This is a genomic window from Ornithinimicrobium sufpigmenti, assembly GCF_004322775.1.
Taxonomy (GTDB): domain Bacteria; phylum Actinomycetota; class Actinomycetes; order Actinomycetales; family Dermatophilaceae; genus Ornithinicoccus; species Ornithinicoccus sufpigmenti.
In genome coordinates, this window is the sequence record NZ_CP036403.1 from 2,607,645 (window position 1) to 2,629,805 (window position 22,161).

Here is a 22,161-nt window from a genome sequence, read left to right on the forward strand (position 1 = left end):
GACCGGCCGGCGCCTGCGGACGCGTGTCCGGTCGCGCCTTTTCGGGTGTCCGGTCGGGCCTTTCGACGTGTCTTGTCGGGCCTTGTGACGTGTCCTGTCGGGGGTGGGAGGCGTGGCTCACTTCTTGGTCTTCTCGGCGCCGACGCCGTCCTGGGAGAGCGCGGCGATGAAGGCTTCCTGCGGCACCTCGACGGAGCCGACCATCTTCATCCGCTTCTTGCCCTCCTTCTGCTTCTCCAGCAGCTTGCGCTTGCGGCTGATGTCACCGCCGTAGCACTTGGCCAGGACGTCCTTGCGGATGGCGCGGATGGTCTCGCGGGCGATGACCCGGGAGCCGATGGCCGCCTGCACCGGCACCTCGAACTGCTGGCGCGGGATGAGCTCCTTGAGCTTGGTGGCCATCTGCACGCCGTAGGCGTAGGCCTTGTCCCGGTGCACGATCGCGCTGAAGGCGTCGACGGTGTCGCCCTGGAGCAGGATGTCCACCTTGACCAGGTCCGCCTCCTGAGACCCGTCGGGCTCGTAGTCGAGGGAGGCGTAACCGCGGGTGCGGGACTTCAGCGCGTCGAAGAAGTCGAAGACGATCTCGGCCAGGGGCAGCGTGTAGCGCATCTCCACCCGCTCCGGGGACAGGTAGTCCATCCCGCGCAGCGTGCCGCGGCGGTTCTGGCACAGCTCCATGATCGCCCCGATGAACTCGCTCGGCGCCAGGATCGTGGCCCGCACGATGGGCTCGGTGATCGAGGCGACCCGACCGGCAGGGAACTCGCTGGGGTTGGTCACCTTGACGGCGGACCCGTCGTCCAGCTGGACGTCGTACTCCACGTTGGGCAGGGTCGAGATCAGCTCGAGGTTGGACTCGCGCTCCAGGCGCTCCCGGACGATCTCCAGGTGCAGCATGCCCAGGAAGCCGACGCGGAAGCCGAAGCCGAGGGCCGCCGAGGTCTCCGGCTCGTAGACCAGCGCGGCGTCGTTGAGCTTCAGCTTGTCCAGCGCGTCGCGCAGGATCGGGTAGTCCGACCCGTCGAGCGGGTAGAGCCCGGAGAAGACCATCGGGCGCGGCTCCTTGTAGCCGCCCAGCGCCTCGGTGGCCCGGTTGCGCTCACCGGTCACGGTGTCGCCGACCTTGGACTGCCGCACGTCCTTGACGCCGGTGATCAGGTAGCCCACCTCACCGACACCCAGCCCCTTGGACGGGATCGGGTCCGGGCTGATGGCACCGATCTCCAGCAGCTCGTGGGTGGCCTTGGTCGACATCATCACGATCCGCTCGCGCGGCGACAGGTCGCCGTCGATGACGCGGACGTAGGTGACCACGCCGCGGTAGGTGTCGTAGACGGAGTCGAAGATCATCGCGCGCGCCGGCGCGTCGGCATCGCCCTGCGGCGCCGGGATCAGCTCCACGATCGTGTCCAGCAGCTCCCGGACGCCCTCACCCGTCTTGCCCGAGACCTTGAGCACCTCGGACGGGTCGCAGCCGATGAGCCCGGCGAGCTCCTCGGCGTACTTCTCCGGCTGGGCGGCGGGCAGGTCGATCTTGTTCAGCACCGGGATGATCGTCAGGTCGTTCTCCATGGCCAGGTAGAGGTTGGCGAGAGTCTGCGCCTCGATCCCCTGCGCGGCGTCGACGAGGAGCACCGCTCCCTCGCACGCGGCCAGGCTGCGGCTGACCTCGTAGGTGAAGTCCACGTGCCCCGGAGTGTCGATCATGTTGAGGATGTACGTACTGGTACTGGTACCGCCACGAGCTCCCTGCGGTTGCACACCCTCGTGTTCCGGGCGACCAGGCTCCTTCGTCGCGGTCGCCCAGGGCATCCGCACCGCCTGGCTCTTGATGGTGATGCCGCGCTCACGCTCGATGTCCATGCGGTCCAGGTACTGGGCACGCATCTGACGCTGGTCGACGACACCGGTCTCCTGCAGCATCCGGTCGGCCAGGGTCGACTTGCCGTGGTCGATGTGAGCGATGATGCAGAAGTTGCGGATGCGCTCCGGCGGGGTGGACGCCGGCTGGGGCACCGTGTTCGGGTGGGCAAGGGGAGACACGCTGGGTTACGACCTCGGGGTATGCGGTGAGCCTGGGCAGTCCTGCCAGTGTCCCACGGACCGGGGCCGGGCTCGCCCCGGCGCGAGCGATCAGTCCACGAACCGGACGAACGCGCGCAGCCGGCCCTCTCCGTGGTCGCGGATCTCGGCATACCCCAGCGACTCGTAGAAGGCGCGCTGGCCCGGCTCGTCGTCGGTGAGCAGCACCTGCTGGCGCACGTGGGTGAACGGCGCCATCGCGGCGTCGACCAGGGCCTTGCCGACCCCTTCCCGCTGCAGCTCGGGACGGACCAGCACATCCTGCAGGTAGGCGATGGTGGCTCCGTCGGAGATGACCCGGGCCAGGCCGAGCAGGTCGTCGCTGTAGCGCGCCGTCACCACGTGGGTGGACCCCTCGATCGCGGCCTCGAGCACGTCCGGATCGGTCGTGTAGGTGCTCCAGCCCACCGCGTCGTAGAGCCCGACGAGCTCCTCGCGACTGGGGCGGTCATCGGCAGTGATGACGATCTCATGAGAGGCCACACCGTCACGATAGACCATCGCGTAGGATGTCCACACAACGGTGTTTTCTTTCCACCATGCGGAATCAACCCCTAGGGAGACTGTCATGACCGACCCGTCCCAGACCCCCAGCCTCGATCTGCCCGACGGCGTCGCGGTCACCGGCGCGCTCAAGCCCGGCTACGAGCAGATCCTCAGCCGGCAGGCGCTGGAGCTCATCGCGACCCTGCACCGGGAGCTCGAGCCCCGCCGCCAGGAGCGCCTGGCTGCGCGTCAGGAGGTGGTGCGGGCCATCGCCGACGGCGAGGACCTGGACTTCCTGCCCGAGACTGCCTCGATCCGCGAGGACGACAGCTGGCGGGTGGCCGAGCACGCGCCGGGCCTGGTCGACCGCCGGGTCGAGATGACCGGGCCGACCGACCGCAAGATGACCATCAACGCGATGAACTCCGGGGCCCGCGTCTGGCTGGCCGACCAGGAGGACGCCAACACCCCCCTGTGGGAGAACGTGGTCGAGGGTCCGATGAACCTGCGCGACGCGATCGCCGGGACGATCTCCTTCACCTCCCCCGAGGGCAAGGAGTACGCCCTGAAGACGACCGACCAGGCGCAGCTGCCGACGATCGTCATGCGGCCACGCGGCTGGCACCTGGACGAGAAGCACATCACCGTCGACGGCGAGCGCACCTCCGGCGGGCTGGTCGACTTCGCTCTCTCGATGTGCGCCAGCGCCACGCTGCAGCTCGAGGCGGGCAAGGGCCCCTACTTCTACCTGCCCAAGATGGAGCACTACCTCGAGGCCCGGCTCTGGAACGACGCCTTCACCATCGCCCAGGACGCGCTGGGCATCCCCCGCGGCACGATCCGCGCCACCTGCCTGATCGAGACCTACCCCGCGGCCTTCCAGATGGAGGAGATCCTCTACGAGCTGCGCGAGCACTCCGCGGGCCTGAACGCCGGCCGCTGGGACTACCTGTTCAGCATCATCAAGACCTACCGCACCCGCGGCCGCGACTTCGTGCTGCCCGACCGCAACGCCGTGACGATGACCGCCCCGATGATGCGCGCCTACACCAACCTGCTCGTGCGCACCTGCCACAAGCGTGGCGCGCACGCCATCGGCGGCATGGCCGCCTTCATCCCCTCCAAGGACGAGGAGGTCAACAAGGCTGCGTTCGAGAAGGTCACCGCCGACAAGCAGCGCGAGGCCGAGGACGGCTTCGACGGCTCCTGGGTCGCCCATCCCGGCATGGTGCAGACCTGCCTGGACGTCTTCGACCGCGTCCTGGGCGACCGGCCCAACCAGGTGGACAACACGCGCGAGGACGTGCAGGTGACCGCCGCCGACCTGCTCGACGTCAAGGCCACCCCCGGTGAGGTGACCGAGCAGGGCCTGCGGGCCAACATCGACGTCGGCCTGCAGTACCTGGCGACGTGGCTCACGGGCCGGGGCGCGGTCGGCATCCACAACCTGATGGAGGACGCCGCGACGGCGGAGATCTCCCGCAGCCAGGTCTGGCAGTGGATCAACAACGACATCACGCTGACCGACACCGGCGAGGTCGTCACCCAGGAGCTCGTCGAGCGGCTCGTCGACGAGGTGGTCACCACCCTGCCCGGTGACGCGTCCAACTACGAGGAGGCCAAGCGGCTCTTCCTGGCCGTCGCGGTCGCCGACGAGTACGCCGACTTCCTCACCGTCCCGGCCTATGAGGAGATGCCCTGACGAGGGCACTGACGCCGGGCTGACGTCTCCGGGGGCGGCCGCGAGGCCACCCCCGGGGGTGCCTCGCATCCTGGTGTCAGACCATCTACAGTGATGCCCTGTCGACAAGGAGGTCCAGTGATGAGGGCAGACGCACACGTGCGAGGACTGGACTCGGACGACGCGGCTGAGGACCAGGCACAACAGGACCCGGCACGCCCCGCAGACGCGGGTTCCGACGGGGGCGAGCGGGTCCAGGAGGTGCTGCGCGAGCTGCGCGGCGTCATCCCCGAGGCCCGGCTGCTCACCGACCCCGCCCAGCTGGCCACCTACGAGTGTGACGGGCTGGCGGCATACCGCGTCACCCCGGCGCTGGTGGTGCTGGCCGACAACGCCGACGAGGTCGCCGCGACCGTGCGCTCCTGCGCCCGGCACGCCGTCCCGTTCGTGGCTCGCGGGTCCGGGACCGGCCTCTCCGGTGGCGCCCTGCCGCACGCCGAGGGCGTGCTGGTCGTCACCAGCCGGCTGCGCACCCTGCACCAGCTCCGCCGCGCCGACCAGCGCGCGGTCGTGGACACGGGCGTCATCAACCTGCAGGTCACCAAGGCCGCCACCCCCGACGGCTACTACTTCGCGCCGGACCCCAGCAGCCAGCAGATCTGCTCGATCGGTGGCAACGTCGCGGAGAACTCCGGCGGCGCGCACTGCCTGAAGTACGGCTTCACCTCCGGGCACGTGCTGTCCCTCGACGTCGTCGCGCCCACGGGTGAGCAGGTCACCCTCGGGACCGAGGCCCCCGACGCGCCCGGCTACGACATGGTCGGCGCCTTCGTCGGCTCCGAGGGCACCCTGGGCGTCGCCACCAGCGCGGTGGTCCGCCTGACCAGGTTGCCGGAGGAGGTGCGCACGGTGCTCGCCGGCTTCGAGACCACCGACCAGGCCGGCGCCGCCACGTCGGCGATCATCGCCGCCGGGATCGTGCCGGCCGCGATCGAGATCATGGACGCCCTGGCGATCGAGGCCGCGGAGCGGGCGGTCAGCTGCGGCTACCCCGAGGGCGCCGGAGCCGTGCTGGTCGTCGAGCTCGACGGCGCCGCGCAGGAGGTCGAGCACGAGTATGCCGAGGTCGAGCGGATCTGCCGCGAGGCCGGCACCTTCGAGTTCCGGATGGCGATCGACGCCGCCGAGCGAGCCGAGATCTGGAAGGGCCGCAAGTCCGCCTTCGCCGCGGTGGGCCGCATCTCCCCCGACTACATCGTCCAGGACGGCGTGGTGCCGCGCACGGCGCTGCCGGAGGTGCTGCGCCGGATGGGCGAGATCAGCAGGGAGAAGGGGGTCCGGGTCGCCAACGTCTTCCACGCCGGCGACGGCAACCTGCACCCGCTGGTGCTCTTCGACGCCGCCGAGGAGGGCGCGACCGAACGCGCCGAGGCGGTCTCGGGGATGATCCTGGACCTGTGCATCGAGCACGGTGGCTCGATCACCGGCGAGCACGGGGTGGGCTCGGACAAGGCGAGGTACATGCCCCGGATGTTCACCGACGACGACCTGGACACCATGCAGCTGGTGCGCTGCGCCTTCGACCCCGAGGGCATCGCCAACCCGGGCAAGATCTACCCCACGCCGCGGCTGTGCGGTGAGCGTCCACGCGTGCGGCAGGACGCCCACCCGGCGCAGCAGGCCGGCCTGGCCGAGATCTTCTGATGAGCCTGCACGAGTCGCTGTCGGCGACCTGCCGGGTCGAGCAGGCCACCGAGGCGGACCACGTCGACGGCGTGCTGCCGCAGGTGGTGGCCCACCCTGCCTCGGCCGAGGAGACGTCCGCGCTCCTGCGCGCCTGCCACCAGCAGGGCCTCGCCGTCGTGGTGCGCGGTCACGGCTCCAAGCTCACCTGGGGGCGTCCCCCGGAGCGTGTCGACGTGGTGCTGGACACCACGGGGATGGACGAGCTCGTCGAGCACTCCCGCGGGGACCTCATCGCCACTGCCGGGGCCGGTATGCCGCTCTCCCGCCTCCAGGAGCAGCTCGCCGAGGGCGGGCACCAGCTGGTCGTCGACGACCTGGCGCAGGGTTCGACCCTGGGCGGTGCGGTGGCGACCGGCCTGGGTGGCCCACGGCGGATGTGGACCGGCGCGATCCGGGACCTGGTCATCGGGGTGCGCTTCGTGCGGGCGGACGGGACGATCGCCAAGGCCGGCGGCAAGGTGGTCAAGAACGTCGCCGGCTACGACCTGGCCAAGCTGCTCACCGGGTCCTACGGCACCCTCGCGGTCCTCACCCAGGTGACCGTCCGGCTGCACCCCCTCCCCGACCAGCAGCTGTGGGTCGAGGCCGCGGTGCCGGCCGAGCGGCTGGCCGACGTCCTGCAGCACGTCACCCACTCCCAGCTGGTGCCGCACGCGCTCGAGGTGCACGCGGTCCCGGGCGAGCAGGCCCGGATCGGCACGCTGCTCAGCGGCACCGTCGCCGGGTGCGAGTCCCGCGCCCAGACCCTGGTCGAGGAGCTCCGCTCCCTCGGCGCCGATGACCCCGAGGCCTCCCCCGAACCGCCCGGCTGGTGGGGCCGGCTGCCCGGCCGGGAGGGCGAGTGCCGCCCCGTGCTGCTCAAGACCACGGCCGTGCTGTCCGGCATACCCGATCTCGTCGCCGAGGCGACGCGGCAGGGGCTGACGGTCACCGGCTCGGCGGGGACCGGCGTGCTCCACGCCGCGATGCCCTCGGCCGACGGTACAGCCGCAGACCCGAGCGCCGCGGCCGCCGCCCTCGACGCGGTCCGCACGACCAGCACCCACCACGGGGGCTCGACCATCGTCCTCGACGCCCCGCCGGACCTCAAGGCCGCGCTCGACGTCTGGGGCCCGGTGCCGGCGATCGACCTCATGCGGCGGGTCAAGACCGAGTTCGACCCGACCCGCACCCTCGCGCCCGGACGCTTTGTAGGAGGCCTGTAGCCATGCCTGACCAGCGCATCACCCCCACCTTCGTGCAGGCGGGCAAGATGCCCCCGATGGGCCGGCCCGTGGACCTCGGGATGCCGACCGTGCGCGGCGACCGGTCCGACGTCCTGGCCGAGCCCGCCTTCGACGCGCTGCGCCCGCCGAGCCCCGACCTGCTGGACGACTGCGTCCACTGCGGCTTCTGCCTGACCACCTGCCCGACCTACCAGCTGTGGGGCGAGGAGATGGACAGCCCCCGCGGTCGCATCGACCTGATGAAGGCCGGCGTCGAGGGCTCGCCCCTGACCCAGTCGATGGTCGACCACTGGGACGCCTGCCTGGGCTGCATGGCGTGCGTGACCGCCTGCCCGTCGGGCGTGCAGTACGACCGGCTCCTCGAGGCCACCAGGGCCCAGGTCGAGCGACGGGCCGACCGGCCGGCGCACGACAGGGCGCTGCGCACGTTGATCTTCAACCTCTTCCCCTACCCGAAGCGGCTGCGGGTGCTGCGCGCCCCGCTGCGCCTGGCGCAGCGCACCGGCGCGCTGCGGATGGTCGAGCGCACCGGGCTGGTCAAGAAGGTCAGCCCGCAGCTGGACGTCATGCAGTCGCTGGCTCCGCGGCTGGGTCCCCGGGTCAGCGTGCCGGAGCGCACGCCGGCGGTCGGGCCCCGCCGCGCGGTCGTCGGGATGCTCACCGGCTGCGTGCAGCGCGAGTTCTTCGGCGACGTCAACGCCGCGACCGTGCGGGTGCTGGCCGCCGAGGGCTGCGACGTCATCGCGCCCGTCCGGCAGGGTTGCTGCGGCGCGCTGTCGGTCCATACCGGCCGCGAGGACGAGGGCATGAGCTTCGCCCGCCGGCTCATCGACACCTTCGAGGAGACCGGGGTGGAGCACATCGTGGTCAACTCCGCCGGTTGCGGGTCGAGCATGAAGGACTACGTCCATCTGCTGGCCGACGACCCGGACTACGCCGACCGTGCCCGGGCCTTCAGCGAGCGGGTCCGGGACCTGTCCGAGATCCTCACGGAGCTGGGTCCCGTCGCCACCCGGCACCCCGTCACCGCGGGCGGTCGGCAGGTCGTCGTGGCCTACCACGACGCCTGCCACCTGCGGCACGCCCAGAAGGTGGTCAGCCAGCCGCGGAAGCTGCTGAGCGGCATACCGGGAGTGAGCCTGAAGGAGATCCCGGACGCCGAGATCTGCTGCGGCTCCGCCGGCGTCTACAACATCCTCAACCCTGAGCCGGCGACCGAGCTGGGTGACCGCAAGGCCGCCAACATCCTGAGCACCGGTGCCGAGCTGCTCGTGACCGCCAACCCGGGGTGCCTGATGCAGATCAACCAGGCCCTCGAGCGCGCCGGCCGGCCGATCCCCTTCGTGCACACCGCGGTGGTGCTGGACGCCTCGCTCAGGGGCGAGCCCCTCGTCTGACCACGGGGTCGTCCGGCTCGGGCGCTGGTCCGGTCACACGCAGTCCAGCTCCCGGCGCGACAGGGGCCCGGCACCTTCCTGATAGAGGTGCCGGGCCCCTGTCGGGTCCTCAGTCGGAAAGGGCCGAGGCGCCCTGGCGCTCGCGGGTGACGAGGTTCTTCTCCCGCCTCAGCATCCAGAAGACGGCACCCACCAGGATGGCCAGCAGCACCACGAGCTGGATGATCCCGGCGAGCCCGGCACCGTAGATCATGAAGTAGCCGATGACGCCGGCCGTCAGACAGTAGTAGAAGGTGACCAGGGCGGTCTTTCTGATGAGGTCACCCTCTCGGCCGAGCAGACCGACGGTGGCGGACGCGGCGACGATGTTGTGGATCGCGACCGGGTTGCCACCGGCGCCGCCGACCGCCTGGGTGGCGACCACCGTCTCCGGCGGCACGCCGATCTGCTCGCCGGTGGAGAACTGGAAGAGCGCGAAGGTGAGGTTCGAGACCGTGTTGGAGCCGGCCACGAAGGCGCCCAGCGCACCGATCCAGGGACTGATCAGCGGCCAGTTGGCCCCGGCGATGGTCGCTGCGCCCTCAGCCAGGGTGACCGGCATCGAGGCCAGCCCCGACTCGGTGAACTCGGCCCCGGAGCGGATCAGGATCCGCACCAGCGGGACCGCGAAGAGCAGGGCCACCGCCGTGCCGAGGATCTGCTTGCCCGCGACGGTCCAGGTCTCCCGGATCTGCCGACCGTTCATCTTGTGCACCGCGTAGGTGATCAGGCAGGTGATGATGAAGACCGTGCCAGGGCTGTAGAGCCACTGCCAGGTGGTCGAGATGCCGGTGCCCAGCAGGTCGGTGAAGGGCAGCGTGATGGCCGGGTTGTCGCTGGTCAGGAAGCTCTGCAGCGGGTCGATGAGGCGGGTCGCCAGCAGCAGGACGGCGATGAGGACGTAGGGCGTCCACGCGGTCACCGTGCCCATCTTCCGCTTGCCGATCTCCGCCAGGTGGTCGGTGTCGAGCTTGCCCATCCACCGCTCCTCCCAGCTGGCCCGCGGGCCGAAGTCGAAGGTCTCCTTCGGCATCAGGAAGCCCTTGCTGGAGGTGAACATCACCAGCGCCAGACCGATCAACCCACCGAGCAGGGCTGGGAACTCCGGCCCGGCGAGGAAGGCCACGAGCACGTAGGGGACGGTCATCGCCAGCGAGGCATAGATCGCGAACGGCCAGATCCTCAGACCCTCGACGAAGCTGCGGCGCTGGCCGAAGAAGCCGGTGAGGAAGACCGAGAGCAGCAGCGGGATGAGCAGACCCGTGATGGCGTGGATGAGCGAGACCTGGCTGGCGATGTGCGCGACGTACTCCATGTGCGTCATCCCCAGCTCGGCCTCGCGCGCCTCCACCCCGGGGGCGCCCGCCAACCCCTGCCCGGCGCCGACGATCATCGGGGTGCCGACGGCGCCGAAGGAGACCGGCGTGGACTGGATGATGAGCCCGACCATGACGGCGGCCATGGCCGGGAAGCCCAGGGCCAGCAGCAGCGGCGCGACCACCGCGGCGGGGGTGCCGAAGCCGGAGGCGCCCTCGATGAAGGAGCCGAAGAGCCAGCCGATGATGATCGCCTGGACCCGCCGGTCCGGGGAGATCGCGGTGAAGCCTGCGCGGATGGTGCTCATCGCGCCGCTGGCGATCACCGTCGAGAGCAGCAGCAGCGCACCGAAGACGATGTAGAGCAGGGTCACCGCGACGATCAGGCCCTCGATCGTCGCTGCGGCGACCGCGCCGGGCCGCATCTCCCAGACCCACAGCGCGATGATGACGGTGATGACGTAACCGACGGGCATGGCGTACTTGGCGGGCCAGCGGAAGCCGGCCAGCAGCACGCCGACCACCACGATCGGGGCGATCGCGAGGAGACTGAGAACTGCAAGGCTGTCCACGTTGACATCCTTCCCGGCAGGGGCGCGCCCTGCCGCGGATCGACACAGATCGGGTGATGGTTCGCGCAAACTATCTCTGCTCAGACGGCTGCCGTCAAGCACCCGCCCCGATGAGGCGCAGCCTCCCGGACCTGAGGGCCCATTGCAGCATCACGCGCCCACCTGCCCTCACGGCCCCACCCCTGCCCCTCGGCCTGCACCTGCCTTGCCCTCTCTGCCTCTGGCTGCGACCGGGCCGGGCATGCGAACGGGCCGGGCACCTTGTCGGTGCCCGGCCCGTTCGTCCGGTGGAGCTGAGGGGATTCGAACCCCTGACCCCCTCCATGCCATGGAGGTGCGCTACCAACTGCGCTACAGCCCCGTGAGGACTGGATCACTTTACCCAGGCCCCAGGTCTTTCACCAAATCGGGTCCCGGCGCAGGTCAGCGGTCTGTGACACTGCCCACGCTGGGACCCACGCCGGCGTTCCAGACCTCCAGCCGCCACCCCGTCCGGTGCTCGACCAGCTCGGCCCAGTGGGCGTTGCGCAGGCCGACGAGCGACAGCCACGCCTGGCGGTAGCTCAGCCCCACGACGTCGGCCACCAGCGCCCGGCTGGCCAGCCCGTGCGTGCTCACCACGACCGTCTCCCCCTCCTGCTGGGTGGCGACCAGGTCGTCGAAGGCGGCGCGGGCACGGCGCTGCAGGTCGGCGACCGTCTCACCGTCGCCCCCGCGCCGCACGTCCTCACCCCGGTCGAGGGCGTCCATCACCTGGGGGTGGAGCGCCACCACGTCGGCATGGCGCATGCCCTGCCACTGGCCGACGTCGATCTCCCGCCACCGGGCGTCGGTCTCCACGGGCAGCCCGCTCACCTCGGCGAGGGCGTCGGCGGTGCCGGCGGCCCGGGCCAGGTCGCTGCTGACCAGCCGGGCGGGACTGCGCTGCGTGAGCGCCGCGGCGGCCTGGGCGGCCTGCTCCCGTCCGCGCACCGAGAGCGCGGAGTCCAGGTGCCCCTGGTAGACCCCCGCCGCGTTCTGCTCGGTCTCCCCGTGCCGCCAGACGATGACGCGCCGCATACCCCTAGGCCCGCTCAGCCGAGGTCGACACGACGCTCAGCCCACACCGGGCGCAGCAGCACCCGGCGCGGTGCCGTCCGCGTCGCCGTCCGGCAGCACCACGGGCGGGCAGTCCTTCCACAGCCGTTCCAGACCGTAGAACTCCCGGTCCTCGCTGTGCATGACGTGCACGACGATGTCGCCGAAGTCGAGCAGCACCCACCGGCCCTCACGCTGGCCCTCGCGGCGCAGCGGCTTGGTCCCGAGCTGGGCCAGCCGCTCCTCCACGGCCTCCACGATCGCGCCGACCTGCCGCTCGTTGGGGGCCGAGGCGATGACGAAGACGTCGGTCAGGGCCAGCTGGGCGGAGACGTCGAGGCCGACGACGTCGGAGGCGAGCTTGTCGTGGGCCGCGGCGGCGGCCGCCTGGGCCAGCTCGACGGCGCGGGGGGTGGCGCTCACGTGATGTTCTCCCGGTAGAGGTGGTGCTTGCCGATGTACTGGACGACGCCGTCCGGCACGAGGTACCAGACGGGTTCGCCGTCGTTGACCCGGTCGCGGCAGTCGGTGGAGCTGATCGCCATGGCGGGGACCTCGAGCAGCGTCACCCGGTCCTGGGGAAGCCCTGCGCCGGACAGCTCGTGCCCGGGCCGGGTGACGCCCACGAAGTGGGCCAGCCGGAAGAGCTCGTCGGCACCCTTCCAGGACAGGATCTCGGCCAGCGCGTCGGCGCCGGTGATGAAGTAGAGCTCGTCGTCGGGCCGCTCGGCGTGCAGGTCGCGCAGGGTGTCGAGGGTGAAGGTGGGGCCCTGGCGCTCGATGTCGACCCTGCTCACCGCGAAGCGCGGGTTGGAGGCGGTCGCGATCACCGTCATCAGGTAGCGGTGCTCGGCCGGGCTGACCCGGGTGACGTCCTTCTTGTAGGGCTTGCCGGTGGGCACGAAGACGACCTCGTCGAGGCCGAGGAGGTGCGACGCCTCGCTCGCGGCCACCAGGTGGCCGTGGTGGATGGGGTCGAAGGTCCCACCCATCACTCCGAGTCGCATCAGTGCGCGCTGGTGCCCCGGGCGGTGTCCGGGTCGTGCTGCCCCTCGGCCAGCCCGTGCGGGTCGAGGGCGAGGCTGTTGCGGAAGGACCAGAGCAGACCCAGCGCGGCCAGGAAGAGCACCAGGGCGATGACCCCGAACATGATCGGGGGGAACGGCAGCTGGTTGACGATCGCGTGGCCACCCTCGGCGGCGAACAGGCTCGGCTCAGACATGGGTGCCACTCTACCTGCCCTCAACGGATCTGCCCGTCCCCCTCCACCACCCACTTGGTGGTGGTCAGCTCCGGCAGCGCCATGGGTCCGCGCGCGTGCAGCTTCTGGGTGGAGATGCCGATCTCGGCGCCGAAGCCGAACTCCCCGCCGTCGGTGAACCGGGTCGAGGCGTTGACCAGGACCGCGGCGGCGTCCACCTCGGTGGTGAACCGCCGGGCGGCGGCCCGGTCCGCCGTGACGATGGCCTCGGTGTGCCCGCTGGTGTGCTCCTGGACGTGCGCGATCGCCGCGTCCAGGTCGTCGACCACCCGGGCCGAGATGTCCAGGGACAGGAACTCGGTGTCGTCGTCCTCGTCGGTCACCGGCACGTGGGCGGCACCCGCGGCCTCGGCGTAGCGCTGCATCTCCGCATCGCCGTGCACCGTGACCCCCGCGGCGGCCAGCTGGTCCATGATCGCCGGCAGGACCCGCTCCGCGGCCTCGCGGTGGACCAGGAGCGACTCGGCCGCGTTGCACACCGAGGTGCGGTGGGTCTTGGAGTTGGTGACGATCGACACCGCCATCCCGGTCTCGGCGCTGGCGTCGACGTAGACGTGGCAGTTGCCGGTGCCGGTCTCGATGACCGGCACCGTCGACTCGGTGACCACCGTGTGGATCAGCCCCGCTCCCCCGCGTGGGATGACGAGGTCGACCAGCCCGCGCGCGGTCATCAGCGCACGAGCGGCGTCGTGCCCGCCCTCCGCCAGCAGGTTGACCGCGTCCGGGTTGAGACCCTGCGCGGACAGGCCCTGGCGCATGACCTCGACCAGCGCGGCGTTCGTCGACGCCGCCGCGGAGCCTCCGCGCAGGATGACGGCGTTGCCGCTCTTCAGCCCCAGGCCGGCGGCATCGACGGTCACGTTGGGGCGGGCCTCGTAGATCATCCCCACGACGCCCATCGGCACCCGCACCTGGCGGAGCTGCAGACCGTTGGCGAGCGTCGAGCCGCGCACCACCTCTCCCACCGGGTCGGGCAGCGCCGCGACCTCGCGCAGGGCGCCCGCGACCGCGTGCACCCGCGCCTCGTCCAGCCGCAGCCGGTCGATCAGGTTGACGGGCAGGCCGTTGGTCTCGCCCCGCTCGATGTCCTCGCCGTTCGCGGCGACCACGGCCGCGGTGGCCGCGTCGATCGCGTCGGCCAGCGCGAGCAGCGCCACGTCCTTCTGCGCCCGGGTCAGCAGCGCCAGCTCGCGGGCGGCGACGCGGGCACGGCGGGCGACGGCGTGGACCTGGTCGACGACGTCGGGGGCGATGGTGCTCATCAGTACTTCTCCTCGTTCCAGCGGGTCAGTCTCAGGGTAGGTCGGGACCGGGTCAGAGAACGACCAGGTCGTCGCGGCGCACGACGGGCCGGGAGGCCGGTGCCCCCGCACGCAGCCCGGCGCCGCGCTCGAGCCGCTGGCCCACGAGCGGCCGCAGCTCCTCGGCGTCGTAGCTGACCAGCCCGCGGGCCACGACCGTGCCGCGCGGGTCGACCAGGTCGACGGTGTCCCCGGCCGTGAACCGGCCCTCCACCCGGGTGATACCCACGGGGAGCAGGGAGGTCTGCCGACGCACGACGGCCTCGACCGCGCCGTCGTCCAGGACCACCCGTCCGGAGGAGTGGCTGGCGTGCGCCAGCCACCGGCGACGGGCAGGGCTCTTGGTCCCGATCGGGGTGAACAGCGTCCCGACGTCCTCGCCGGCGAGCGCGAGACCGGCCTGCGCGGCACTGGTGAGCAGCACCGGGATGCCCTCGGCGACCGCCATCCGCGCGGCCTCCAGCTTGGTCTGCATACCCCCGGTGCCGACCGCAGAGCCCACCCTGGAGACGTCGACCCCGGTGAGGTCACCCGGGCCGCGGACCACCGGGACGCGCCGGCTCTCCGGGTCGGAGGGGTGCCCGGTGTAGAGGGCGTCCACGTCGGAGAGCAGGACCATGGCGTCGGCGTCGACCAGGTGCGCGACGAGCGCGGCGAGCCGGTCGTTGTCGCCGAAGCGGATCTCGTCGGTGGCGACCGTGTCGTTCTCGTTGATGATCGGCACCACCTCCAGCTCCAGCAGCCGCTCCAGGGTGCGGGAGGCGTTGACGTAGTGGCTGCGGCGGTGCATGTCGTCGGCGGTCAGCAGCACCTGCCCCACCTGCACCCCGTGCATGGTGAAGACCCGGGTGTATGCCGTCATCAGCGCCCCCATGCCGGTGCTCGCGGCGGCCTGCTGGGTGGCCAGGTCCTTCGGCCTGCGGGTCAGCCCGAGCGGGACCATGCCCGCGGCGATCGCGCCCGAGGAGACCAGCACCACCTGGGTGCCGGCCAAGGCTTTCTTGGCCAGCAGGTTGGCCAACGCCTGGAGCTGGTAGCCGTCCAGGCCGCCGGCCGGCCTCGTCAGCGACGAGGAGCCCACCTTGACCACGATGCGGTGGGCATCACGGATCGCGGACCGGTCAACAGGCATGGACGAATACTATTCCACGCGACCGCATACTCATGCATCCCTCCCCCGGGAAGGGGTCTCCGCACCCCGGGAGGCGGGGACCGCGCAGGTGCGGTCCTACTCCGGCTCGGTCCACTTGCCGGCGCGCCGCTCGGCCGCCATCTCCTGGCGGGCCCGCTCGGCCGCGGTCATCTTGTCGTGGAAGGCCTCGCGCTTCTCCGCCCGGGTGGGCCGGGTGCGCTCGTCGAGCCGCAGGTCGCTGCCGCGGGAACCCAGCAGCTCAGCACCCCCGGCCATCGTGGGCTCCCAGTCGAAGACGACGGCGTCGTCCTCGGGGCCGATGAGCACGGTCGAGCCGGCCACGGCACCCGCCTTGAGCAGCTCGTCCTCGACCCCGAGCCGGTTGAGCCGGTCGGCCAGGTAGCCCACGGCCTCGTCGTTGGCGAAGTCGGTCTGCCGCACCCACCGGGTCGGCCGGTCGCCCACGACGCGGAAGACCTCCCCGTCGGAGGTGTTCTCCCGCACCACCCTGAAGCCCTGGTCGTCGATCGCCTGGGGACGGACGATGACCCGCGCCGGCTCGATGACGATCTGCTCCTCGCGGGCCTTGCGGACGTGCGCGGCCAGGGCGTACCCGAGCTCCTTCAGCCCCTGGTGCGCGACCGCGGAGACGATGTGCACCTCGTACCCCTGCTCCTGCAGGTCCGGACGCACCATCTCGGCCAGCTCACGCGCCTCGGGCACGTCGGCCTTGTTGAGCACGACCACCCGCACGCGCTCCGCGAGGGGGATGCCGCCCAGCTGGCCGTGCGGCACGTACTCCGCCAGCTCGTGCTCGATGACCTCGAGGTCGGTGAGCGGGTCGCGGCCCGGCTCCAGGGTGGCGCAGTCGATGACGTGCACCAGCACGTGGCAGCGCTCGACGTGCCGCAGGAACTGCAGGCCCAGACCCTTGCCCTCGCTGGCACCGGGGATGAGCCCGGGCACGTCGGCCATCGTGAAGCGGTGGCCACCGGCGGTGACCACGCCCAGGTTGGGCACCAGCGTGGTGAACGGGTAGTCGGCGATCTTCGGCTTGGCCGCCGACATGACGCTGACCAGCGACGACTTGCCCGCGGACGGGAAGCCGATGAGGGCGACGTCGGCGAGCGTCTTCAGCTCCAGCAGGACCTCGACCTCTTCGCCGGGCTCCCCGAGCAGCGCGAAGCCGGGCGCCTTGCGCCGGGTGCTGGCCAGGGCCTTGTTGCCCAGGCCGCCGCGGCCACCGCGGGCCACGACATACTCTGTGCCGTCACCGACCAGGTCCGCGAGCACCTCCCCCGCCCGGGTGGTGACGACGGTGCCGCTGGGGACCGGCAGGACCAGGTCCTCCCCCTGTGCCCCGTGCCGCTCGCCGCCCTCGCCGGGCTTGCCGTTGGGCGCGGTGCGGTGCGGTCCGTGGTGGTAGTCGACGAGTGTGGTGACCTGGGGGTCGACCCGCAGGATGATGTCTCCCCCGCGCCCGCCGTTGCCGCCGTCAGGACCTCCGAGCGGCTTGAACTTCTCCCGGTGCACCGAGGCGACGCCGTGGCCGCCGTTGCCAGCGCGCAGGTGCAGCACGACGCGGTCGACGAAGTTGGCCATGGGGTGATCCTCTCAGGGACATGCGGGACTTGCGGGACATGCGGGGTATGCGGGACGTGCTCGGTATGCGGGAGGTGCGGGGGCCTGCGGTGCGGGGGCCTGCGGTGCCGTGAGCGCCGGCCGGCCGGGCCGGATGCTGCGCGGCGTGTCCATCGGCTCGGACAGACGACGACGCCGGTGGGGCAAGCCCCACCGGCGTCGTGCCTGTCAGTGTTGTGCGCGTCAGGCGTCGACGGTCGCGTCCGCCCCGACGATGTTCACGGTCTTGCGGCCGCGCTTGGAGCCGAACTCCACGACGCCCGGGACCAGGGCGAACAGCGTGTCGTCCTTGCCACGGCCCACGCCCTCGCCGGGGTGGAACTTGGTGCCGCGCTGACGGACGAGGATCTCGCCGGTGCCGACGACCTGACCGCCGAAGCGCTTGACGCCGAGGCGCTGTGCGTTCGAGTCGCGACCGTTCTTGGTCGAGGACGCACCCTTCTTGGTTGCCATCTACTGCCTCCTGGGCTCAGTCTCGGTGCGCCGGCGCTCAGGCGTCGATCGCGGTGATCTTGACCTGGGTCAGCGGCTGGCGGTGGCCCTGCCGCTTCTTGTACCCAGTCTTGTTCTTGTACTTCTGGATGATGATCTTGGGGCCCTTGGTCGCGCCCAGGACCTCGGCGGTGACCTTGATCTTGCCGAGGGCATCGGCGTCGGTGGTCACGGCGGAGCCATCCACCAGCAGGACCGGGGCGAGCTCGACGGTGTCGCCGGCCTGAACCTCGACCTTGTCGATGGTCAGCACGTCGCCGACGGAGACCTTTTCCTGACGGCCGCCAGCACGGACGATCGCGTACACGTTGAACTCACTTCCTACGGTCTGGGTGGGGTATGCAGCACCTGGTCGGCCAGGTGAGGGTCGAGCCGACGCATGCTGCGCCGTCTGCGAGACCCGCCTGTGGGAACCAGGGCGAACCGACGCACTAGCCTAGCGCGCCGACCGCCCTGGCACCAAACCGGCGGGGCCGGTGCCGAGAGGGGCTCCTACTCGCCCGTCGGCGGCCCGGCGGGGGCCACGACCCGGCCCCGGCGACGACGCCTGGGGGCGGGCTCCGGCTCGGCCTGCGGGGCAGGCGTCGGCTCCGCCTGGGCCACCGGCACCGGCTCGCTCTGCGGGGCGGGCTCTGCCTGGGCCTGCGGGGCCGGCGTGGGCTCGCTCTGCGGGGTGGGTGTCGGCTCCGGCTGGGTCACCGGGGCGGTGACTGCGGCCTTGCCCCGGCGGCGCCGGGCCGGTTTCGTCGGCTCGGGCCCGGGCTGGGCGGACGTCGCGGCCGATGCCGTGTCGCCAGCCATGCTCGTCGCCCCCTGCGTGGCGGTGTCGCCGTCGGCAGATGCGACAGCGCTGGTGACGACGTCCTCGGCCACCTCGTCGGCGACCGCCTTGGCCGTGTCGGAGCTGGCTCCCGCGCTGAGCGCGGCGGCGTGAGCGGCTGCGGCGATCTGGGCCGGTGTGGGGCCGTTGGGGTTGGGCGGCGGCAGGACGTTCTTGCCCTCCATCGAGGAGGCCGGGGTGGAGCCGCCGTTGCCGCGGCCGTTCTGGGTGCGGCCGCGCCCGCGGCGGGAGCCGCCGTTGGCGCCACCGGAGGGCTCCTCGGGGCTCCCGCCCTTGCCGACCGGCTCGGACTGGACGGTGATCCCGCGTCCGGAGCAGTGGGTGCAGGTCTCGGAGAAGACCTCGATCAGCCCGGAGCCGACCCGCTTGCGGGTCATCTGGACCAGCCCCAGCGAGGTGACCTCGGCCACCTGGTGCTTGGTCCGGTCCCGCCCCAGGCACTCCAGGAGCCGCCGGACCACGAGGTCACGGTTGCTCTCCAGGACCATGTCGATGAAGTCGATGACGATGATGCCGCCGATGTCGCGCAGCCGCAGCTGACGGACGATCTCCTCGGCCGCCTCGATGTTGTTCTTGGTCACCGTCTCCTCCAGGTTGCCGCCGGAGCCGGTGAACTTGCCGGTGTTGACGTCGACCACGGTCATCGCCTCGGTGCGGTCGATGACCAGCGATCCGCCGGAGGGCAGCCAGACCTTGCGGTCCATCGCCTTGGCGATGGCCTCGTGGACCCGGTGCACGGTGAAGACGTCGGTGGTGCCGGTGTACTTCTCGACGCGCTCTGCCAGGTCGGGCGCCACGTCGTCGATGTAGCGGCTGACCTCCTTCCAGGCCTGCTCGCCGGAGACGATCAGCTTGGCGAAGTCCTCGTTGAAGACGTCACGGATGACGCGGACCGTCATGTCCGGCTCCCCGTGCAGCAGCGCAGGGGCGTTGGCGGTCTTGGCCTTGGTCTGGATCCGTTCCCACGCCTTGGTCAGCCGCTCCACGTCCGCCCGCAGCTCGGCCTCGGACGCCCCCTCCGCCGCGGTGCGCACGATGACACCCACGTCGGCAGGGACGACCTCCTTGAGGATCTTCTTCAGGCGCGCACGCTCGTTCTCCGGCAGCTTGCGGGAGATGCCGGTCATCGAGCTGCCCGGCACGTAGACCAGGTAACGGCCCGGCAGGGAGATCTGTGAGGTCAGGCGGGCACCCTTGTGCCCGATCGGGTCCTTGGTCACCTGCACCAGGACCGACTCGCCGGACTTCAGGGCGTTCTCGATGCGGCGGGGCTCGTTGCCGACCAGTCCGGCCGCGTCCCAGTTGACCTCGCCGGCGTAGAGGACGGCGTTGCGTCCCTTGCCGATGTCGACGAAGGCGGCCTCCATCGAGGGCAGGACGTTCTGCACCCGGCCCAGGTAGACGTTGCCGGCCATCGTGCTCTGGGCGGAGCGGGAGACGTAGTGCTCCACGGGTACCCCGTCCTCGAGCACCGCGATCTGGGTGCGGTCCTCCAACCCGCGCACGACCATGACCCGCTCCACGCTCTCGCGCCGGGCCAGGAACTCCGCCTCGGTGATGATGGTGCGTCGGCGGCCCGCCTCGCGTCCCTCCCGGCGGCGCTGGCGCTTGGCCTCTAGCCGCGTCGAGCCCTTGACCGAGGTCACCTCGTCCTGGGCCGACCGCTCCGTCTGGCCGTTGCGGCTGCGACGGCGTCGCCGCCTCGTGGAGGACGCGTCGTCCTGCTCGCCCCCGGGCTGCTCGGTGCTGTCGGGGCCGCTGTCGTCGGCACGTTCCGTCTGCGCCTGGCCTGAGCCCTGGGCGCCGCTCCCGCTACTGCTGCCGCGTCCCCGGCGGCTGCGGGTGCGGGTCCGGGTGCCTGTGGACGAGCCGTTCTGGCCGCCCTCAGCCTGGGAGCCGGCGCCACCGGCGTCACCCTCCTGCGGCTGAGAGCCGTCCTCGCCGGCCTGCTGCACGTCGTCGTCGGCCTGGTCGGAGTCGGGCCCTCCGCGCGTGCGGCGGCCCTTGCCCCCACGGCGGCGGCGACGGCCGCGCGCGCCACCCTCACCGTCATCCTCGCCCTGGCCAGACCTGGTGTCAGCGTCGTCGTCGTCGACGTCCCCCTCGTCGACCTGTCGGTCACGCGGGAGGTCCTCGTCGGCGGGCCGCTCCACCGGCGTCACGGGCGCGGAGGTGGCCCGGCGGCTGCGGCGACGGGGCAGGTCGCTCAGGTCGGGTGCCTGGAAGACCAGACCGAAGGACGGCAGGGCCGGCGCCGCCGGGGCGGCCTCGTCCTGGTCGTCCTCGTCGTCCTCGTCATCCTCGTCGAACTCGTCGTCCTCGGACTGGTCGGACTCGTCGTCCTCGGACTGGTCGTCGTCATGGTCGACGACGGCGACGACCGGCACTCCACCCAGCTCGTCGGAGTCGTCGGAGTCGTCGGAGCCGTCGTTCTCCTCGTCGGCGCCGGCGGCTTCGGCACTCTCGGCGCTCTCGGCCGTGCCGCCGTCGCCGGTGTCGCCGGTGTCGTCGGTGTCCTCACCGAGGTCATCGCCGGTGCCGTCCCCGGCCGCGTCCTCCCCGTCCGCACTGCCGCGGTCTGCGTCGTCGGTGCTGCCCTGCCCTGCCCCGAACAGGGCCTGGGCCTCAGCCGCGAGCTGGGCGGCCCGCGCTGCGCGTTCCTGGGCCTCGTCGGTGGTGGTGCTGTCGTCAGACACGTGGTGTCCTTCCAGGCCCTACGGGTAGCCCACACCACGGGATCCGTATCGGATCCGCTACCCGCACGGCGGGTGCGTCGTCCGGGCCGGTCGGCCGGACGGAAGTCGTCCTGTCACCCGGGTCAGTTCGCGCGTCGCGCGGCACCGAGGGGTGCGGTGGAGCGGGCTCGACGCTCAGCGTGGGCGTCGCGCGTGCCGGCCGGAGGCCGCACAGCGTGGGACTCGCACCGGGCCGGGCAGCGGTGTGGCGTTCTGACCGACCACGATGAAGTATCGCACACGCCCCGCCTCTCACCCAGCCAGCGACGCGGCGACCTCCGCCCCCTGCAGGGGCCCTTGACGCAGCCGGGTGCTGACCGGTCGGCGCAGCTCCAGCCCCCCCACCTGGCGTAATGCACCCCAGATCTCCTCGGGCCGCACGGTCGGGGTGGTATGCCGAACGGTGGCCAGGACGACCACGTCCCCGGGCGCGGCGGGCACCTCGGGCGGCACGTCCCCGGGCACGGTCATCGCCAGGACCGCGCCGCGCACATCCAGCTCCCGCGGACCCTTCTTCATCATCCGCGTGACGTGCAGCTCCTCGGTGCCCAGGAAGGCCTGGACCGCGGACTCGACGGCGTCCCGCCCGGGCTCCTCCCCCGCCCCCCGGAAACGCAGTGCCCACAGGCTGCCTTGCAGGTGGTCGGCCAGGGCACCGGGCAGCTCCGCCGCGTCCGCCACCTCGACGACGTCCAGCCCCTCGGGCAGCGCCGCGTCCAGGTCCGCCCGCACCGACTCCGGCTCCACGGAGCTGGTCAGCGAGATCTCCACGTACTCCGCCTCGGACGCCGCCCCGGTCGGTGCCGCGTTGGCGTAGGAGATCTTGGGGTGGGGATGGAAGCCGGCCGAGTACGCCATCGGCAGCCCGGCCTTGCGCACCGCCCGCTCCAGCGCCCGCTGGAAGTCGCGGGTCGAGGTGAACCGCATCCGCCCGCGCTTGGCGTAGCGGATGCGCAGCTTCTGCACCGCAGGATCGGGTGCAGGCCCCTCGGGCACACGTCGAGATCCGACCATGGTCGGCACCCTAACCCGTCCCCCCACCCGGCCCTTCCCCCGCAGAACAGGCGACGGGGCCGCATCGAGGTCGCGGACCCGCCCACGCCCGACCTGGGGCAGGAGCACCCCGCACTTGA

The 22,161-nt window shown here is 71.6% G+C and carries 18 protein-coding genes and 1 tRNA gene; 4 read left to right on the forward strand and 15 right to left on the reverse strand.

The window, feature by feature from the left end:
- Positions 1-117 precede the first annotated feature (117 nt).
- Complete coding sequence (gene lepA, locus ESZ52_RS11950; protein WP_131105124.1) at positions 118-2,046, reverse strand: translation elongation factor 4; 1,929 nt, start codon at positions 2,044-2,046, stop codon at positions 118-120.
- A gap of 90 nt (positions 2,047-2,136) precedes the next feature.
- Positions 2,137-2,568 (reverse strand): GNAT family N-acetyltransferase, encoded by a 432-nt coding sequence (locus ESZ52_RS11955; RefSeq protein WP_131105125.1) that lies wholly within the window; start codon positions 2,566-2,568, stop codon positions 2,137-2,139.
- 85 nt (positions 2,569-2,653) lie between these two features.
- On the opposite strand from ESZ52_RS11955, the gene aceB reads away from it, so the two are divergent.
- The 4 genes from aceB to glcF all read left to right on the forward strand — a co-directional run bounded on the left by aceB (position 2,654) and on the right by glcF (position 8,621).
- Positions 2,654-4,273, forward strand: a complete 1,620-nt coding sequence (gene aceB / locus ESZ52_RS11960) for a malate synthase A (protein WP_131105126.1) — start codon at positions 2,654-2,656, stop codon at positions 4,271-4,273.
- 120 nt (positions 4,274-4,393) lie between these two features.
- Entirely contained in the window at positions 4,394-5,956 is a 1,563-nt protein-coding gene (locus tag ESZ52_RS11965; RefSeq protein ID WP_131105127.1) for an FAD-linked oxidase C-terminal domain-containing protein, read from the forward strand.
- Entirely contained in the window at positions 5,956-7,203 is a 1,248-nt protein-coding gene (locus tag ESZ52_RS11970; RefSeq protein WP_131105128.1) for an FAD-binding oxidoreductase, read from the forward strand. The genes ESZ52_RS11965 and ESZ52_RS11970 overlap by 1 nt, the downstream gene beginning before the upstream one ends.
- A gap of 2 nt (positions 7,204-7,205) precedes the next feature.
- Complete coding sequence (glcF, locus tag ESZ52_RS11975) at positions 7,206-8,621, forward strand: glycolate oxidase subunit GlcF (RefSeq protein ID WP_337590170.1); 1,416 nt, start codon at positions 7,206-7,208, stop codon at positions 8,619-8,621.
- Between the two features lie 109 nt (positions 8,622-8,730).
- Here the strand turns inward: glcF and ESZ52_RS11980 are convergent, their stop codons facing one another.
- The 13 genes from ESZ52_RS11980 to ESZ52_RS12040 all read right to left on the reverse strand — a co-directional run bounded on the left by ESZ52_RS11980 (position 8,731) and on the right by ESZ52_RS12040 (position 22,042).
- Entirely contained in the window at positions 8,731-10,548 is a 1,818-nt protein-coding gene (locus ESZ52_RS11980; protein ID WP_131105129.1) for an L-lactate permease, read from the reverse strand.
- Positions 10,549-10,836: 288 nt separating this feature from the next.
- Positions 10,837-10,909 (reverse strand) — tRNA-Ala (locus tag ESZ52_RS11985).
- A 62-nt stretch (positions 10,910-10,971) separates the two neighbouring features.
- Positions 10,972-11,607 carry a histidine phosphatase family protein gene (locus tag ESZ52_RS11990; protein ID WP_131105130.1) on the reverse strand — a complete coding sequence of 212 codons (636 nt, stop codon included), beginning with the start codon at positions 11,605-11,607 and terminating at the stop codon, positions 10,972-10,974.
- A gap of 36 nt (positions 11,608-11,643) precedes the next feature.
- Positions 11,644-12,048, reverse strand: coding sequence for a ribosome silencing factor (gene rsfS / locus ESZ52_RS11995; RefSeq protein ID WP_131105131.1), 405 nt, complete (start codon positions 12,046-12,048; stop codon positions 11,644-11,646).
- A complete protein-coding gene (gene nadD / locus ESZ52_RS12000; protein WP_131105132.1) occupies positions 12,045-12,632 on the reverse strand; it encodes a nicotinate-nucleotide adenylyltransferase in 588 nt (195 codons plus the stop codon). Before nadD ends, rsfS begins: the two co-directional genes overlap by 4 nt.
- A complete protein-coding gene (locus ESZ52_RS12005; RefSeq protein WP_131105133.1) occupies positions 12,632-12,847 on the reverse strand; it encodes a hypothetical protein in 216 nt (71 codons plus the stop codon). The genes nadD and ESZ52_RS12005 overlap by 1 nt, the downstream gene beginning before the upstream one ends.
- 20 nt (positions 12,848-12,867) lie before the next feature.
- Entirely contained in the window at positions 12,868-14,148 is a 1,281-nt protein-coding gene (locus tag ESZ52_RS12010) for a glutamate-5-semialdehyde dehydrogenase (RefSeq protein WP_238154538.1), read from the reverse strand.
- A gap of 52 nt (positions 14,149-14,200) precedes the next feature.
- A complete protein-coding gene (gene proB, locus ESZ52_RS12015; protein WP_131105134.1) occupies positions 14,201-15,319 on the reverse strand; it encodes a glutamate 5-kinase in 1,119 nt (372 codons plus the stop codon).
- 96 nt (positions 15,320-15,415) lie between these two features.
- Complete coding sequence (gene obgE, locus ESZ52_RS12020) at positions 15,416-16,921, reverse strand: GTPase ObgE (RefSeq protein ID WP_131105135.1); 1,506 nt, start codon at positions 16,919-16,921, stop codon at positions 15,416-15,418.
- A gap of 222 nt (positions 16,922-17,143) precedes the next feature.
- Positions 17,144-17,413, reverse strand: a complete 270-nt coding sequence (rpmA, locus tag ESZ52_RS12025; protein WP_131105136.1) for a 50S ribosomal protein L27 — start codon at positions 17,411-17,413, stop codon at positions 17,144-17,146.
- A 37-nt stretch (positions 17,414-17,450) separates the two neighbouring features.
- Complete coding sequence (gene rplU, locus ESZ52_RS12030; RefSeq protein ID WP_131105137.1) at positions 17,451-17,759, reverse strand: 50S ribosomal protein L21; 309 nt, start codon at positions 17,757-17,759, stop codon at positions 17,451-17,453.
- Positions 17,760-17,944: 185 nt separating this feature from the next.
- On the reverse strand, positions 17,945-20,989 hold the full coding sequence (locus tag ESZ52_RS12035) for a ribonuclease E/G (RefSeq protein ID WP_238154537.1): 3,045 nt from the start codon (positions 20,987-20,989) through the stop codon (positions 17,945-17,947).
- Between the two features lie 291 nt (positions 20,990-21,280).
- Entirely contained in the window at positions 21,281-22,042 is a 762-nt protein-coding gene (locus ESZ52_RS12040) for a TIGR03936 family radical SAM-associated protein (RefSeq protein WP_131105138.1), read from the reverse strand.
- Positions 22,043-22,161: the final 119 nt, after the last annotated feature.

What these genes read in the sequence shown, in the direction of transcription:
- aceB (WP_131105126.1), top strand. Translation starts at nt 2,654, where the DNA reads ATGACCGACCCGTCCCAGACCCCCAGCCTCGATCTGCCCGACGGCGTC.
- ESZ52_RS11965 (WP_131105127.1), top strand. Translation starts at nt 4,394, where the DNA reads ATGAGGGCAGACGCACACGTGCGAGGACTGGACTCGGACGACGCGGCT.
- ESZ52_RS11970 (WP_131105128.1), top strand. Translation starts at nt 5,956, where the DNA reads ATGAGCCTGCACGAGTCGCTGTCGGCGACCTGCCGGGTCGAGCAGGCC.
- glcF (WP_337590170.1), top strand. Translation starts at nt 7,206, where the DNA reads ATGCCTGACCAGCGCATCACCCCCACCTTCGTGCAGGCGGGCAAGATG.
- ESZ52_RS11990 (WP_131105130.1), bottom strand. Translation starts at nt 11,607, where the DNA reads ATGCGGCGCGTCATCGTCTGGCGGCACGGGGAGACCGAGCAGAACGCG.
- nadD (WP_131105132.1), bottom strand. Translation starts at nt 12,632, where the DNA reads ATGCGACTCGGAGTGATGGGTGGGACCTTCGACCCCATCCACCACGGC.
- ESZ52_RS12005 (WP_131105133.1), bottom strand. Translation starts at nt 12,847, where the DNA reads ATGTCTGAGCCGAGCCTGTTCGCCGCCGAGGGTGGCCACGCGATCGTC.
- ESZ52_RS12010 (WP_238154538.1), bottom strand. Translation starts at nt 14,148, where the DNA reads ATGAGCACCATCGCCCCCGACGTCGTCGACCAGGTCCACGCCGTCGCC.
- proB (WP_131105134.1), bottom strand. Translation starts at nt 15,319, where the DNA reads ATGCCTGTTGACCGGTCCGCGATCCGTGATGCCCACCGCATCGTGGTC.
- obgE (WP_131105135.1), bottom strand. Translation starts at nt 16,921, where the DNA reads ATGGCCAACTTCGTCGACCGCGTCGTGCTGCACCTGCGCGCTGGCAAC.
- rpmA (WP_131105136.1), bottom strand. Translation starts at nt 17,413, where the DNA reads ATGGCAACCAAGAAGGGTGCGTCCTCGACCAAGAACGGTCGCGACTCG.
- ESZ52_RS12040 (WP_131105138.1), bottom strand. Translation starts at nt 22,042, where the DNA reads ATGGTCGGATCTCGACGTGTGCCCGAGGGGCCTGCACCCGATCCTGCG.